Raw genomic sequence first — 15,231 nt, forward strand, 5'->3', positions numbered from 1 at the left:
ATCAACCTTCCTTTAATTCCGGAATCACTAGATTTATAATTTTACTGGTCATTGATGAAAATTTCAATAAAATAGGGAAAAAGACGGAGAAAGAACATATTGCGCAAATAAAAAAGACTCCTCTTTGAGGAGTCTTTTTGGTTATGCCATGCTCAGCTGAGGGCCGAACAATTCATATTGAACGGAATCAGAGTCAAACCCGAGGGCAAGAATCATATCTTTCATTTGCGTCATAAACTGCGCTGATCCGCACAAGTAACATTCAGCATCTTGATTCAGATGAAGCTGCTCCAGGAAGGTTTGATCAATCCTGCCGCTGTAAAAAGGCTTGTCTCCTGAGCGGTCTTGTTCTGCCGGTTCACTGTATACATAAATGACGTTAATATTCGGATGATTCTCCGCAGCTTGTTCAGCCTCTTTGCGGAACGCGGCGTACTCTCCGTTTTTCGCGGCATGAATAAAAGTAACGGCACGCTCCGGCTGTTTTTCGGCGGCTGTTTTCAGCATGCTCATCATCGGCGTGATTCCGGAACCGGCACTGATAAGAACAACCGGTTTTTCGGCAGAAGACAGCTTGAAATCCCCGGCGGGTGCGCTGACTTCAAGTTTATCTCCCTCTTGAACTTCATTGTGGAGATGAGAAGAAACCGCTCCGTCCTTTTTCACAGAAATCCGATATGCCCCTTTTTGAGAAGCATCAGACAGGCTGTACTGGCGAATGTGCGTATAAGGAGAATCCGCAATCCGCACCTTAATGCTGATATATTGTCCCGCTTCAAATCCAGGAAGCGAAGAGCCGTCACTCGGTTTGATATAAAATGATGTGATATCTTTGCTTTCTTTCGTTTTCTGTATAACCGAAAATTCTTTATACCCCTGCCATCCGGCTTCATTGTACATGTCTTTTTCAATGCCGATGAAAGCCTCCGCAATAACACCGTAAGCTTTTTCCCATGCCTGCATAATCTCAGGAGTTGCGGCATCCTGCAGCACATCCTTAATTGCCAGAAGCAGATACTTTCCGACAATCGGATAATGTTCCGGTTTTACACCGATGCTTGTGTGTTTATGGCCGATCTGTCTGACCGCCGGAATGATTTGTTCTAATTGATCAATATTCGCCGCAGCCGCAATGACTGCATTTGCCAATGCTGCGCGCTGAGTCTGTTTCTTTTGGTTCGTTTGGTTAAACATATTTAACAGTTCGGGATGATCTTGAAACATCAGGTTATAAAAGCGTCCGGTGATGTTTTCTCCATGTGTTTTCAATACGGGTACTGTGCTTTTGATGATGTCTATTGTTCTCTCATCCAGCATGTTAATCCTCAACCCTTCTAAAGATGTATTTTCAATATATCTTTATAGTAAGAGATATTTTGAATAAAAGATATATTGAAAATGAATCTTTAAAAAAGTCGTCACAATATTGTGTTGGATTTGGAATTTATGGATTTCACCTCCTTTTTTTATCACCCGGTGAAACAGGGACACATATATTTGGGAATATACGTTTAAAGATGAAAGCGGGGGAGTGCATGGTTTCCGATATCGATTACACGTCTCCGAATACACAGTTCACTTATGATGTGAATGAGAGCCGTTTTTTTACGAAAGATGCTCGGAACTTTATCAATGTATTGGGGATTAAACAGTTAAACACGCTTGAAAATATTTCATTATTAGATATCTTTCTGAGCAAAACAAATGTGATTGAACCGCATACCCATCAAAACGCCGCTGAATTGGTGTACTGTATTTCGGGTTCCGCGGTGGTGTCGATGCTGAATCCGTTCACCCAGAAAATACGGAATTATCCGATCTCTTCAGGACAAGTGGCGAATGTTCCGCAGGGGTGGTGGCATTATGAAGTCGCCACTTCAGACAAAACCCACCTTTTGGCCATATTTGACGCCCCTTCGCCTGAAGTGATATACGGCTCGGATATTCTCCGTCTGACGCCGCCTGAGATCATGGCGCATACGTACTGTCTGAATGAGCATGAGTGGGAAAAAGCCGTTTCCCCGATCCGGCAATCAACTGTGATAGGCCCCGATAAATACTGCGGACAGACTGAAAACACGGGGATTCATGATATGAATACGCCTTATCAGCCAAATACGCATTATCCGAATGATCCGTATCGGCATTATGATACGCCGTTATATTGGGGATATTAAACGGAGAGCCAGAGCGGCATCGACAGAAAGAGCCCCTCATTGGAGAGGGGCTCTTGATCATTACGATCCGGTTCCGCAGCTTACTTTGTACTCGCCTTCGGACGATTTTTTTGAATAACATACGTGCGGCGTCTGTCCGGTTTCATCTTTCCAATTGAACCAATTTACATAATAAAGGTTCCCGGCCTCTCCGCCGCCTTCTTCTTTTCGAAGAATCGCAAAGTAGCTTTGATACGGATATCCTTTTTTATAAATGTCATGCCTGATGGCTCCTTTTTCTGAAGCAGACGTGAAGACGATGGGAGAAAGAGCCGGGAGCGCTGTTAAAAGAAGTGCCAGTGCCGCTGAAAGAGTTAGTAGAAGATAGATTTTCTTTTTCATTTTCTCTCTTTCCTTTATTTTGAATTGTTAGAAATGAAGCAGAACATAGAGGCTGCCGCAGAAGATGAAAAAACAAAAAAACCCTTATTTATAGAATAAGGGTTTAAAGGTATGGAGCCAAGGGGGCTCGAACCCCTGACCTCTACGCTGCCAGCGTAGCGCTCTCCCAGCTGAGCTATGGCCCCGTGCTGTAACGTCATGTTTTATTATAGACGAGTCTTCTATGAATTTCAAGCAGAAAATTCAGTTTGCTCATATTTTCCTGAGACGTTTTTCGAACATAAAAAGAAGACCCTCCGGGGGGCCTCTTCGTTTATCGCACGAGCATGATTAAAATGATGCCGAGGATGACACGGTAAATGGCGAACGGGACAAGCTTAATCCGGTTAATAAGCCGAAGAAAAAACTTGACGACTAAGAGGGCGACGACAAAGGCGCAGATAAAGCCGACTAGAAAAAACGGAATCATGTCATAAGAAAGACTGCTCCAGTATTTCACCAGCTTCAGAAGGCTTGCGCCCGCCATAATCGGAATAGCCATAATAAAGGTGAAGTCTGCGGCTGCCCGGTGATTCAAGCCGACAATGACACCTCCGGCAATCGTTGAGCCTGAGCGGGAAAATCCGGGCCATAAGGCGAGACACTGGAATAATCCGACACAGAAAGCCTGTTTGTAGGTGATTCTGTCTACCGTATCGATCGTTTCTTTCCTTTTATTGATCCAGTCCGCTATAAGCATAAGCACGGCTCCGGCAATTAATCCGTAAGCGACCGTTCTGACGGAGAATAAATAGCGGTCAATGAAATCCTCAAATAAAAAGCCGAGCACCGCCGCCGGAACAAGACCGACGGCGATTTGCGCGATGGTCAGCCTGTATCCCTTCTGCTGATCGCGCGTGACGTTTTTTTTGAGGCCGAGTAAATGTAATATCCGATCCTTAAACACAATGGCCACCGCCAGAATCGAACCGAGCTGAATCACCACTTTGAAGGAATTGGCGGCTTCCGGATTCATCAGGCTTCCGGATTTCAGCCAGATGTCATCCGCTATGATCATATGTCCCGTGGAAGAAACCGGCGCATACTCCGTCAGCCCTTCCACGATTCCCAAAACGGTTGCTGTGAACATCTCCCATAGTGTCATCCCATTCTTCCCTTCATTCATCATTTACAAAAGAGAAGCTCTCCTCTGAAGGAAAGCCTGTCTTATAATAAATATCATATCCGTTCCGATTTTATGACTTCGATCCAGCATCATTTTTTTCTTCTTCATATAAATGCGAACGCATTTTGAACCAATCAAACAGATGGGTCGTGACCACTTTGATGACCGCATACCCCGGGATGGCTAAAATAATGCCGACAACCCCGAACAGCTTTCCGGCGGTTAACAGAACAAAGATGATGGTAATCGGGTGAATGTGAAGATTTTTCCCCATGATCTGCGGCGAAATTAATTTCCCTTCCACGAGCTGGACAACGGTCCATACAATCGCAAGCTTCAGCAGCATAAGGGGCGAAGTGACCAACGCGATAATAATCGCCGGCGTGATGGCAATGGTCGGCCCTAAATACGGAACAACGCTCGTACAAGCGGCAATGACCGCAAGCAGTGACGCATAATCAAGTCCGATAATCAGATAGCCGATAAATAATAAAAACCCGATGCAGAAGCTGACGATGACCTGTCCTCTGATATAGGAACTTAATCTGTGGTTCATTTCACTAAGCATCGTATACGTTTGTTCTTTCAGACGGGTGGGCACAAACTTTAAGATATAAATCGGCAGTTTTTTGCCGTCTTTCAGCAAATAGAACAGAATAAACGGCACGGTCACAATTGAAATAATCACTTCCGTCAGCGCGCCGATAAAATTCCCGACTCCGGTAAATGTGCTGTTTGCAATTGTCGCCGCCTGCGCCGATACTTTATTAGCAAGATCGGAAATGTTGATATTCATCGTCTTTTGCGCCTGATTTACAAAATCGCTTCCGATCAGGCTTTTCGTCTGATCTTCAACGATATCCACATATTTCGGCAGATTGTCGATCAGGCTCATGATCTGTTCCTTTAAAAACGGAATAATTGAAACGACCGTAATCGTAATCAGCCCTATAATAACGAGGTAAAGGAGCAGGATGGAATAGACTCTTTTCACTCTTATTTTTTCCAATATATCTACGATCGGATTAAGCAGATAATAAACAATTCCTGTCAAAATGACGGGGAGCGCAATCGTTTTGAGCAGGACGATAATAGGTGTGAAAATAAATGATGTCTTCATAAAGACAAGGATATTGAGACCGATGAGCAGCAATACAAGCAAAAACAAGACAAATTTATTGTCTAAGAAAAACTGTTTAAATCTGCCGCCCCATGTTTGCAATGTTTCCACTATTGTTCCTCCATCATATGTATTTTACTTAAATTGTACACTATCGTTCCTGTAATGAAAAATAATAACCGGTCTCTATGGGGATTTTTCCTATCCCTTTAGCTGGCAGCCTTTTTTCCATTTATGTTTCTCAGAAAAAAAGCTATAATGTAAGCCAATACATAGAAGGAGCGATAGCAATGATTCGATTTGCAACAGTCGGAACGAATTGGATTACAGAACGATTTCTGGAGGCGGCTTCTGCTATTGATGATTTTCAATTAACGGCGGTTTATTCCAGAACTGAGGAACGCGCGGCGGAATTCGCCGGCAAACACGGCGCTGCTCATTATTTTACCAGCCTGAAAGAAATGGCGGAAAGCAAAGCCTATGACGCGGTGTATCTCGCCAGTCCGAATGCATTTCACAAAGAGCAGGCGGTCCTTTTTATGGAACACGGCAAGCATGTACTGTGCGAAAAACCGTTTGCGTCTAACGCAAGGGAAACGGATGAAATGATTCACGCAGCCAAAACGAACGGCGTTCTCTTGATGGAAGCCATGAAAACAACGTTCCTGCCGAACTTCAGCATGCTTCAAAACCACTTACATAAAATCGGACCCGTCAGGAGATTCACGGCAAGCTACTGCCAATATTCATCACGATATGATGCATATAAAAACGGTACGGTGCTAAACGCGTTTAAGCCTGAATTATCGAACGGTTCGTTAATGGACATCGGCGTGTACTGCATTTATCCGGCCGTCGTCCTGTTCGGCAAACCGAAAAACGTCATTGCGACCGGTCATAAACTCTCATCCGGCGTTGACGGCGAAGGCACGGTCATTCTGTCATACGACGGATTTGAAGCGGTGCTGATGCATTCGAAAATCTCAAATTCGTTTGCCCCGGCGGAAATTCAGGGTGAAGACGGCACGATCGTTCTGGACAGCATTCACGGACCGGAACGGGCGGAAATCCGCTATCGTGACGGCCGGACGGAAGACATTTCAGTCCCTGATCTGAAACCGTCGATGTACTACGAAACGGCTGAATTCATCAATCTTCTTCGAAACGGACAGCGGGAGTCTTCCGAAAATACATTTGAACGTTCTTTCATTACGGCAAGCATTATGGAAGAAGCGAGAAAACAAATCGGAATTGTCTTTCCCGCCGATCAAAACTAAAAACATCCGCCCGGATTTGGGCGGATGTTTTTTATTTGGACGCTAACAGGTCAGCAAACGCTTTTGCATACTGCGGAAGGTCGGGCGGGCGGCGGCTTGATACAATGTGTCCGTCAGTTACGACAGCTTCATCCAGCCACTGTGCCCCTGCATTTGTCATGTCGTCTTTGATGCCGGGCGTGCTCGTTACTTTTTTTCCTGCGAGAATTCCGGCAGATATGAGCACCCAGCCCGCATGGCAGATCTGGCCGATCGGCTTTTTCTGCTCGTTCATCGTACGAATGATGTCCAAAACTTCGGGATATCTTCGCAGTTTGTCAGGTGCCCAGCCGCCGGGCACGAGCACGGCATCATACTCCTGAATAATCAGGCTCTTAAAATCGTAATCCGCCGTCGCGGGCACGCCGTATTTTCCTTTGTATGAACGGCCCGCTTCTTCTCCTATTAAATGAACGATCGCGCCTTCCTCTCTCAGCCGGTAGACGGGATACCAAAGCTCTAAGTCTTCAAAATCGTCACTGACAAGCGCTATGACTTTTTTGCCTTCTAATCTCATCACTGCCACTCCCTTCTTTTATACTAGTGTATCGCTTTTTTTAAATGAGGAAAAGAAACAGTTCGCTACAGCTGTTCTTCGTCTTCAGACTGAATCGTAAATTTCCGTGTGACCTGCTGCAGTTCTTCAGCCATATGCGCAAGCGTTTCGGCGGATGAACTGATTTCTTCCATGGAGGCCAGCTGCTCTTCAGCTGAGGCGGCGATGTCTTGAATGCCGGCGGACCCTTCTTTGGCGACTGAGGTAATGTCCTCCACCGCGTTTGTCACATTTTGCGACCCGGCTGCAAGCTTCTCAAGCGTTCCGTTCATATGCTGCAAGGCGCCTGAAATCTGAGTCGTCATTTCTGAGATTTTTTTGAAGCTTTCGGCCGTCTGATCCGTAATATCGAGGCCTTCCTTCACATCTTGATTCACCGCTTGGAATACGGAAAGCGATGTGGCGATTTCTTTGACGATTTCCTGAATCAGCGTTTCGATTTCCTTCGCGGAGCCGGCTGATTGTACGGCAAGCTTTCTCACTTCTTCCGCAACGACGGAGAAGCCCCGCCCGTATTCGCCTGCTCTGGCCGCTTCAATGGCAGCGTTTAAGGCAAGCAGATTTGTTTGATCGGCAATGCCGTTAATGACGTTGAGAATGCTCTTAATGTCGTGCGACTTCGTTTCCAGCCCTTTTACAACCGCTTCCGCCTGCTGTACGGAACGATCAATTGTTTTCATCTGGCCGACCGTTTTCGCCACTAATTCTTCTCCACTTCCGGCCGTTTCAGAGGTTTGGATGGCGGATTCAGTGATTTCCGCCGATACATTCGCCGTCTCGGCAATGCCCGCATTCATTTGGGAAAGGTGATCAGCACTTTCTTCCAATTTCTCGCTTTGTGATTCGTTTCCGTTTGAGAATTGTTCAATCGCCAGTGTAATATGCTCTGTCGCCTTGCTTGTCTGTCCGGCGGATGCCGTCAGCTCTTCGGATGAAGAAGCGACATGTTCGACGGATGATTGGATGACGCCGATGACAGACCGGAGTGAGGCCGACATCTCATTGAAGCTTTGGCTGAGCTGCCCGAATTCATTTTTCGACTTGATGTCAATGACTTCCGTTAAATCGCCGTCACTGATTTTAGCTGATGTCGAAACAAGTTTTTTGAGCGGTTTTGCAATCGAGCGAATGATAAAAAAGATTAAAACCCCGCCGACGATAAGAGAAACCGCCAGGATGATCAGCGCCATTTTCATGACAGGCGAGGCTGCGTCATGGATCTCACTGACAAAAAATGTGCCGGCGATTTTCCAGCCCGTCAGTTTGTTTGTCGTGAAGGCCATTTTCTTCTGCTGTCCTTCAAACATGTATTCAAACGATCCGCTTGATTTGGAAAATACTTCTTTCGTCCACTCTCCGGAGCCTTCCGTCCCCGCTTTTATAGTCGGATGGGCGATGTATTTTTTATCTCCCGTTGTAATGAAAGCAAATCCTTTATGCCCGATCTGTACGCGTTGGGAGGCATTCAGCAGGTCGCCCAGATTAATATCAAGCGCCACAACACCTGATCCGTCTTTTGTCTGCTGGGCAATCGTAACGACCGTCTGTCCGGTTGCAGCGTCTTTATAAGGCTCGGTAAACACCGGCTGTCCGCTTTTTTCAACCGCTTTGGTATACCACTCGCGCGTGAGCGGATTATAATCGGACGGCATATCAACGGACGGATATTTCACGAACGCTTTGTCGCGAGACGCGGCGTAAATTGACGCGACATCGTCATTTACGGTGACATACTGCTTCATGTTATCAAGCAGTACCGATTTATTTTTTGTGTTCAGTTTTTCCTTTGTGATTGATTCGCTGTAGTAGTCAATCGCTTTTAGCTTACCCTCAAGCATGTTTTCCAGCACGCTGTTCAGTTCACTGACATTTCCCTGGGCGCTGTGGGTCAGTTCGCTTTCTAATGTACTCCCCGCCGTTTGGTAGCTGAAGTAGGCGAGTATGCCGATCGGAAGCACCAATACGGCTAAAAATGCCGCGATCAGCGGTTTGCTGATGGATGGCTGTTTGATCCAATGTATCAGTTGTTTCATTTTTTCAGTCTCCTTCTTTGAAAAGCTAAATCTAATATCGTCAGATAGGACAAAAGATTTATTAAAAAAACTAAAAAAAACACCCAAACAGCACATTTGGGTGTTCTATGACCTATTAATCTATTTTAAATCGTTTCGTCATATCACGTAATTCTTCCGCCATTTGGGATAACGTTTCCGAAGACGAACTGATTTCTTCCATTGAAGCCAGCTGTTCTTCGGCGGAGGCCGCAATATCCTGAATGCTGGCGGAGCTTTCTTTTGCGATGGACGCGATTTGCTCAGAAGCTCCTGAAATCTGCTGAGAGCCTGCTGTCAGCTGTTCTACCGTCGCATTCATATTTTGAATTTCTCCGGCGATCTGGTTCGTCATTTCAGAAATCCGTTTGAAGCTCGTTTCGGTTTGATTCGTAATATCCAGTCCGCTCTCCACCTCTTTGTTGACGGATTGGAACATGCCGAGAGATGTATTGATTTCGTTGACGATTTCTATGATTAAGCTTTCGATTTCTTTCGCTGAATCGGCAGACTGGACCGCAAGTTTTCTGACCTCTTCGGCGACGACTGAGAAGCCCCGGCCGTATTCACCCGCACGCGCGGCTTCAATTGCCGCGTTCAGCGCAAGAAGGTTTGTCTGGTCAGCGATTCCGTTAATGACACGGAGAATGTTTGTAATGTCTTTTGATTTTGTTTCAAGTCCGCGCACCACTTGTTCAGCTTCTTTCACTGACCGGTCAATGACGTTCATTTGGCCGACCGTCTGGTGGACGAGCTTTCCGCCTGAATTGGCGACTTCCGCTGATGTGGCGGAGGATTCGGTAATGACGGCAGATGCTTTCGCCATATCTTTAAGCCCGCTGTTCATTTGGTAAATATGTTCCGCCGCGCTTTCAATATTTTCACTTTGGCTTTCATTTCCGTTAGAAAATTGTTCGATCGCCAGTGTGATATGTTCGGTTGCCTTGCTTGTCTGCTCCGCTGAAGCCGTCAGCTCCTCTGAGGAAGATGCGACGTTATTCACGGAATCCTGGATGGCATGGATGAGAGACCTGAGCGAAGCGGCCATATTGTTAAAGCTTTTGCCAAGCTCGCCTAATTCATCTTTTGAGTGAATCTCGATCGTTTCTGTTAAGTCGCCTTCACTGATCTGTTTCGATGATGTCACAAGCTGCTTGAGCGGTTTTGTGATTGAACGGATAATCAGCACCATGACGATGGTTCCGATCACAATCGCTAATACGAGAACGAGCAGGGACAGATGAAGGATCGGCAGGGCCGCTTCATGAATTTCGTCCAGATACATCGTTCCGGTAATCTTCCAGCCTGTCAGCCCGTTTGTATCATAAGCCATTTTCTTTTCCTGGCCGTCGTATTTGTATTGAAAATCACCTTTTTTGCTGGTGAACAGCTGTTCAGCCCACTCCCCGTTTAATACTGTGCCTGACGTGCGGTTCGGGTGGGCGACCACTTTTTTGTCTTTCGTCAGGATAAAAGCGTAGCCGGATTTCCCGATGTTCACTTTCTTTGTCGTTTTCAGAAGCTCATCGATTTTCATATTGATGGCGACGACTCCTGAGCCGTCTTTCGTCTGCTGAACGACCGTCACGACCATCGTATTGGTGGAAGCCGTGCGGTAAGGATCTGTTACAACAACCTTCCCCTTATTTTCCACGGCCTTTTTATACCAGTCTCTTTCAAGCGGATTATATCCTTTAGGCATCTGCAGATCCGGATACCGTGTGAAATGTCCTTCCGTGTCACTCGTATAAATGGATTCCACGTCTTTATTGATCTTCATGTACTCTGTGAATTTATCGGTAATTTGCGATTGGTTTTTCGGCTTGTACCGATCCTTTGTGAGCCAATCGCTGAAATATGCCGTTCCGTCTTCCTTTTGGCTGATGCTTGTGTTGATCATATCGTTAATCTGCTGCACATTATCTAGTGCGCTTCCCATCATCTGTCTGTCAAGCGTGCTTACCGCCGATTGATAGGCGATAAAAGCCAGCGTTGAAATAGGAAGAATGAGAATGGCCAAAAAAGAAATGAGCAGTTTTCTTGTAAGCGATCTCTGCTTGATGATTTGCACAATTTTTTTCATCTGCTATATCTCCTCTTGCGTGTTTACCCTTCATATCGGCAATTATGGGTAAATATACACATCCAAAAAGAAGAAATATAACGAAACATACTTTTTACCTATCGTAAAATTAGTCTTTTAGACTTAATTAAGAGTTTATCTTAAAACGCTTTGTCAGTTCGCGTAATTCTTCCGCCATTTTTTCCAGCGTGACGGCGGAGGAACTGATTTCCTCCATGGACGCAAGCTGCTCTTCAGCTGAAGCCGCGATGTCCTGAATGCCGGCCGCGCTTTGTCTGGAGACGGCCGCGATATCCTCTGAAGCGTTTGATACTTCCTGAGACCCGGCAGAAAGCTGTTCCACGGTTGCATTCATATTTTGCAGTTCACCGGCAATCTGATTTGTTTTAACGGAAATGTCCCGGAAGCTTTTTTCCGTTTCGTCCGTTAACTGAAGTCCGCTTTTCACCTCGTGATTGACGGATTCCAGCATTCCGAGCGAAGTATGAATTTCTTTGACGATTTCATGAATTAAGGATTCGATTTCTTTCGCTGAATCGGCGGATTGGACGGCAAGCTTTCTCACTTCTTCGGCAACGACTGAAAAACCGCGTCCGTATTCTCCCGCTCTTGCCGCTTCAATGGCTGCATTTAAAGCAAGGAGATTCGTTTGATCGGCAATGCCGTTAATGACGCGCAAAATGCTGGTGATGTCCTGCGATTTGAGTTCAAGCCCTTGTACGACTTGCTCCGCTTTACTTACGGATTGGTCAATGGCGCCCATCTGGCCGGCTGTTTTCTTGACAAGCCGCTCACCGGCGCCGGATATCTCCGCCGATTCAATTGACGTTTCCGTCACCACGGCTGCCGCTTCCGCCAGATCACTGAGCCCGTCTTTCATCTCATTCACTTGGGCTGTCGCTTTATCAATACTCTCACTTTGGTCTTCCGTTCCATTAGAAAACTGTTCAATCGCAAGGGTGATATGTTCCGTTGCTTTGCTCGTCTGCTCAGCCGAAGCCGTCAGCTCCTCTGAGGAAGAAGCGACATGTTCAACAGAGTCCTGAATTCCCTGAATAAGCGAACGGAGTGAATCTGTCATATGATTAAAACTTTTACCGAGCACGCCCAGCTCATCTTTAGAGCTGACATCAATGGTTTCCGTCAGATCTCCGCTGCTTATTTTTTCCGCTGATGCTACGAGACGTTTTAACGGTTTAGTAATTGAGCGGATGACAAAATAAATGAAAATCATCCCTGCGGCAATGGCTATCGCCAATATGATAACGGCCAGAGTCAGAACCGGTCTTGCCGCATCCTTGATTTCTTCCACGGACATGGTTCCGCTGATCTTCCAGCCCGTCGCTTCATTGGTCACGTACGCCATTTTTTTCGCTTTCCCGTTCAGCGTATATTCAAAGTCGCCTTTTTGCCCGCTGAATAATGTATCAACCCATTTTCCCGATACCGCCGCGCCGGCTTTTTCATCACTGTAGGCAACGGCTTTTTTATTTTTGCTGAGGATAAAGGCGTATCCTTCTTTTCCGATGTTCACTTCTTTTGTCATCGTGATGAGATCGTCGATTTTTATATCAATGGCGACGACGCCTGATCCGTCTTGCGCCGCGCGGGCCATGGTGACGACCATCTTTTTGTTTGAGATGGACTCATAAGGGTCTGTGATGATGGTTTGGCCTTTATTCTCCATAGCTTCCTGATACCAGCTTCTTTCAAGCGGATTGAAATCGGCCGGCATATCGGCATGCGGATAACGGGTAAACGTTCCTTCCTTGCTGCTTGAAAATACGGCGGATGCTTTATCATTGCTTTCAATAAACTGTTTGAACCTTTCTTGCATTTCCGTTAGGTTTTTTTCTTTAAATTTAGCGCTTGTCGCCCATTCGCTGAAATATGCTGAGCTTTTTGTAAACATTCCGATCCGGTCATCAATCATATTGTTTAAGATTTGCACATTTCCTTCGGCGCTTTCCATCATTTGCTTTTCAACGGATGAAGCCGCCGAACGGTAGGCGCCGGCAGCCAATACTGCTACCGGAATGATTAAGATCAGTAAAAATGAAATGATCAGTTTTTTGGCTATTGATTTTCTGGCGATTTTTTTTGCTGTTTTTTTCAATTTTGTAAACCTCTTTCAATCATTTACTGTTTATATCGGCCGACTCCCTTTTTATTACATTGAAAATTAAGTCATAAATGAAAAATAGTTCTATGTACTCCCTTTGTATGCAAGACTTTTTATTTAATTATCCGGCTGTCACTATAAAAAAGGACGCCTTCCATCCGGAAAGCGTCCTTTTTTACTAGTTGATTTTAAATTGTTTCGTTAATTCCCGCAGTTCTTCGGCCATTTGCGCCAAAGTATCGGCGGATGTGCTGATTTCTTCCATTGATGCAAGCTGTTCTTCTGCGGATGCGGCAATATCCTGAATGCTTGCTGCGCTTTCCCTAGATACGTCCGCAATATCGGTCACTGCGGCTGAAACGTGCTGGGAGCTGTCTGACAGCTGTTCAACCGTGCCGTTCATCGATTGAAGCTTCTCGGCGATATCGTTTGTCATGCCGAAGATATTCTGGAAGCTTTCTTTCGTGCGGTCCGTCACGGCAAGTCCTGATTGAACTTCTTCATTAACGGATGTGAACATGTGAAGTGATGTATTAATCTCAGCCGTGATTTCCTGAATGAGTTTTTCAATCTCTTTGGCAGAACCGGCGGATTGGACGGCAAGCTTGCGCACTTCTTCGGCTACTACTGAGAAGCCCCGCCCGTATTCACCGGCTCTTGCCGCTTCAATGGCTGCATTTAAAGCAAGCAGGTTTGTCTGATCGGCAATACCGTTGATGACTCTTAAAATATGAGTGATGTCTTTTGATTTGGCCTCAAGGCCTTTTACAACCGCTTCCGCCTGCTGGACCGATTGATTGATGAGATTCATCTGCCCGACGGTTTGCTGCACATATTCTTCCCCGGTGCCGGCAGCTTCCTTCGATTGTTTAGATGCTTCCGTAATGGATGATGATGTGCGGGAAACGGCGGTGAGTCCGTCATTTATATGATTCAGCTTGGCTGAGCTTGAATCGACTTTTTCGCTTTGCTCTTCGTTTCCGTTTGAAAACTGCTCAATGGCCATTGTAATATGTTCCGTCGCTTTGCTTGTCTGCGAAGCTGAAGCGGTCAGCTCTTCCGATGACGCGGCCACGTTGTCGACAGAGTTTTGGATCGCGCTGATCAGTCCGCGCAGAGATTCTCCCATTTCATTAAAGCTCGCGCCGAGTTCGCCCAATTCATCTTTCGAGCGGATATCAATGGTTTCAGTCAAGTCTCCGCCGCTGATTTGTTTAGAAGAGCGGACAAGCCGTTTCAGCGGTGACGTAATGGATCTGACAATCAACAGAATTAAAATTCCCCCGATGATAATGGATGCTGCAAGGACAATCATCCCCATCGTCAGCACCGGTTGTGAGGCGTCTTTAATTTCGTTGAGCTCCATGCTCCCTTCTATTTTCCATCCGGTCAGTTTATTTGTCGTAAACGCCATTTTTTTATTTTGATCATCGAGCTTGTATGAAATAATGCCGCTGTCTTTGCTGTATACCTCATTCAGCCACGGGGTTGAAACTTTATCGCCCGGTTTGTGGTCTTTATGCGCGACATAGGTTTTATTTTTAGACGTGATAAACACGAATCCTTTTTGCCCGATTTTGATTCCCTGCATCTGCTTCAGCAGCTGGTCAATCGTAATATCCATGGCCACTACGCCTGTTCCGTCCTGCATCTGCTTTGCCACGGTGACGACCATGCTGCCGTCGCTTGCCGCGGTGTAAGGGTCGGTGACAACGAGCGTGCCGCCGGCCTTCACAGCGTCTTTATACCAAGTGCGTGTTCTCGGATCGTAATCGGCCGGAGTATTCTCCTTCGGCGCCTGTGCGTAGCCGCCGTCTTCCGTTCCTCCGTAAATGCGGGCTACGTCCTTATGAATAGACGTGTATTGCCCGAACTTTTCTTCTAGAGCAGACATGTTTTTCTTTGAGAAGGATGACCCTTTTAACGTTTCACTGAAAAATTCAATCGCCTTTGCTTTTGCGCCGATATCATTTGTAATGGTTGTGTTAAAAGATTCGATGTTATTTTTCGCGTTGCCTGAAATCTGATCATCCAGCGAATTGCTCGCCGTATGGTATGAACTGAATTCTAACACGAGAATCGGTATGATTAAGATCACGATAAATGAAATGATTAATTTACGTGAAATCGATGCCTTTGTGCACCAATTGATGAATTTTTTCATATTAAGCTGCTCCCTCAAGTGTGATACCTTATATATCGGCTCAGTCTTCACATTTTGTTAACATTTCCTCCTTTTTTATGACTTGATTTTCATTGC

Annotated in this window: 10 protein-coding genes, 1 tRNA gene and 1 pseudogene; 2 read left to right on the forward strand and 10 right to left on the reverse strand. The window is 45.9% G+C overall.

From position 1 onward, the window contains the following. Window positions 1–141: 141 nt before the first annotated feature. Complete coding sequence (hmpA, locus tag JNUCC22_RS14260; protein WP_032869841.1) at window positions 142–1,317, reverse strand: NO-inducible flavohemoprotein; 1,176 nt, start codon at window positions 1,315–1,317, stop codon at window positions 142–144. A 218-nt stretch (window positions 1,318–1,535) separates the two neighbouring features. Here hmpA and JNUCC22_RS14265 point away from each other — a divergent pair. Further along, window positions 1,536–2,051: pseudogene (locus JNUCC22_RS14265) on the forward strand (cupin domain-containing protein); the annotation flags it as partial. Window positions 2,052–2,237: 186 nt separating this feature from the next. Here the strand turns inward: JNUCC22_RS14265 and JNUCC22_RS14270 are convergent. The 4 genes from JNUCC22_RS14270 to JNUCC22_RS14285 form a co-directional block, all read right to left on the reverse strand. After that, the gene (locus tag JNUCC22_RS14270) at window positions 2,238–2,558 is read right to left on the reverse strand and encodes a hypothetical protein (protein WP_094031239.1); all 321 of its coding nucleotides are present in this window, start codon (window positions 2,556–2,558) and stop codon (window positions 2,238–2,240) included. A gap of 112 nt (window positions 2,559–2,670) precedes the next feature. Further along, window positions 2,671–2,743, reverse strand: a tRNA-Ala gene (locus JNUCC22_RS14275). 128 nt (window positions 2,744–2,871) lie between these two features. Further along, window positions 2,872–3,702 carry an undecaprenyl-diphosphate phosphatase gene (locus tag JNUCC22_RS14280; protein ID WP_046702390.1) on the reverse strand — a complete coding sequence of 277 codons (831 nt, stop codon included), beginning with the start codon at window positions 3,700–3,702 and terminating at the stop codon, window positions 2,872–2,874. A gap of 91 nt (window positions 3,703–3,793) precedes the next feature. Beyond that, a complete protein-coding gene (locus JNUCC22_RS14285; protein ID WP_072589496.1) occupies window positions 3,794–4,954 on the reverse strand; it encodes an AI-2E family transporter in 1,161 nt (386 codons plus the stop codon). A gap of 179 nt (window positions 4,955–5,133) precedes the next feature. Here JNUCC22_RS14285 and JNUCC22_RS14290 point away from each other — a divergent pair, with 179 nt between their 5' ends. Further along, window positions 5,134–6,120: a Gfo/Idh/MocA family protein gene (locus JNUCC22_RS14290; protein ID WP_040238957.1), complete on the forward strand. Its 987-nt coding sequence runs from the start codon at window positions 5,134–5,136 to the stop codon at window positions 6,118–6,120. A 31-nt stretch (window positions 6,121–6,151) separates the two neighbouring features. Here the strand turns inward: JNUCC22_RS14290 and JNUCC22_RS14295 are convergent, their stop codons facing one another. From JNUCC22_RS14295 to JNUCC22_RS14315, 5 genes are all read right to left on the reverse strand, one after another. Next, window positions 6,152–6,676 (reverse strand): type 1 glutamine amidotransferase domain-containing protein, encoded by a 525-nt coding sequence (locus JNUCC22_RS14295; RefSeq protein ID WP_003152143.1) that lies wholly within the window; start codon window positions 6,674–6,676, stop codon window positions 6,152–6,154. A 65-nt stretch (window positions 6,677–6,741) separates the two neighbouring features. Next, the gene (locus tag JNUCC22_RS14300) at window positions 6,742–8,748 is read right to left on the reverse strand and encodes a methyl-accepting chemotaxis protein (protein WP_216061834.1); all 2,007 of its coding nucleotides are present in this window, start codon (window positions 8,746–8,748) and stop codon (window positions 6,742–6,744) included. A gap of 115 nt (window positions 8,749–8,863) precedes the next feature. Next, entirely contained in the window at window positions 8,864–10,849 is a 1,986-nt protein-coding gene (locus JNUCC22_RS14305) for a methyl-accepting chemotaxis protein (protein ID WP_099567041.1), read from the reverse strand. Between the two features lie 127 nt (window positions 10,850–10,976). Continuing rightward, on the reverse strand, window positions 10,977–12,965 hold the full coding sequence (locus JNUCC22_RS14310; RefSeq protein WP_108654986.1) for a methyl-accepting chemotaxis protein: 1,989 nt from the start codon (window positions 12,963–12,965) through the stop codon (window positions 10,977–10,979). A 184-nt stretch (window positions 12,966–13,149) separates the two neighbouring features. Next, window positions 13,150–15,135, reverse strand: coding sequence for a methyl-accepting chemotaxis protein (locus tag JNUCC22_RS14315; protein ID WP_136396560.1), 1,986 nt, complete (start codon window positions 15,133–15,135; stop codon window positions 13,150–13,152). Window positions 15,136–15,231: the final 96 nt, after the last annotated feature.

It is taken from the genome of Bacillus sp. JNUCC-22 (assembly GCF_018861275.1).
In the GTDB taxonomy this organism is placed as follows: Bacteria; Bacillota; Bacilli; order Bacillales; family Bacillaceae; genus Bacillus; species Bacillus velezensis.

What these genes read in the sequence shown, in the direction of transcription:
- hmpA (WP_032869841.1), bottom strand. Translation starts at nt 1,317, where the DNA reads ATGCTGGATGAGAGAACAATAGACATCATCAAAAGCACAGTACCCGTA.
- JNUCC22_RS14270 (WP_094031239.1), bottom strand. Translation starts at nt 2,558, where the DNA reads ATGAAAAAGAAAATCTATCTTCTACTAACTCTTTCAGCGGCACTGGCA.
- JNUCC22_RS14280 (WP_046702390.1), bottom strand. Translation starts at nt 3,702, where the DNA reads ATGACACTATGGGAGATGTTCACAGCAACCGTTTTGGGAATCGTGGAA.
- JNUCC22_RS14290 (WP_040238957.1), top strand. Translation starts at nt 5,134, where the DNA reads ATGATTCGATTTGCAACAGTCGGAACGAATTGGATTACAGAACGATTT.
- JNUCC22_RS14295 (WP_003152143.1), bottom strand. Translation starts at nt 6,676, where the DNA reads ATGAGATTAGAAGGCAAAAAAGTCATAGCGCTTGTCAGTGACGATTTT.
- JNUCC22_RS14300 (WP_216061834.1), bottom strand. Translation starts at nt 8,748, where the DNA reads ATGAAACAACTGATACATTGGATCAAACAGCCATCCATCAGCAAACCG.
- JNUCC22_RS14305 (WP_099567041.1), bottom strand. Translation starts at nt 10,849, where the DNA reads ATGAAAAAAATTGTGCAAATCATCAAGCAGAGATCGCTTACAAGAAAA.
- JNUCC22_RS14315 (WP_136396560.1), bottom strand. Translation starts at nt 15,135, where the DNA reads ATGAAAAAATTCATCAATTGGTGCACAAAGGCATCGATTTCACGTAAA.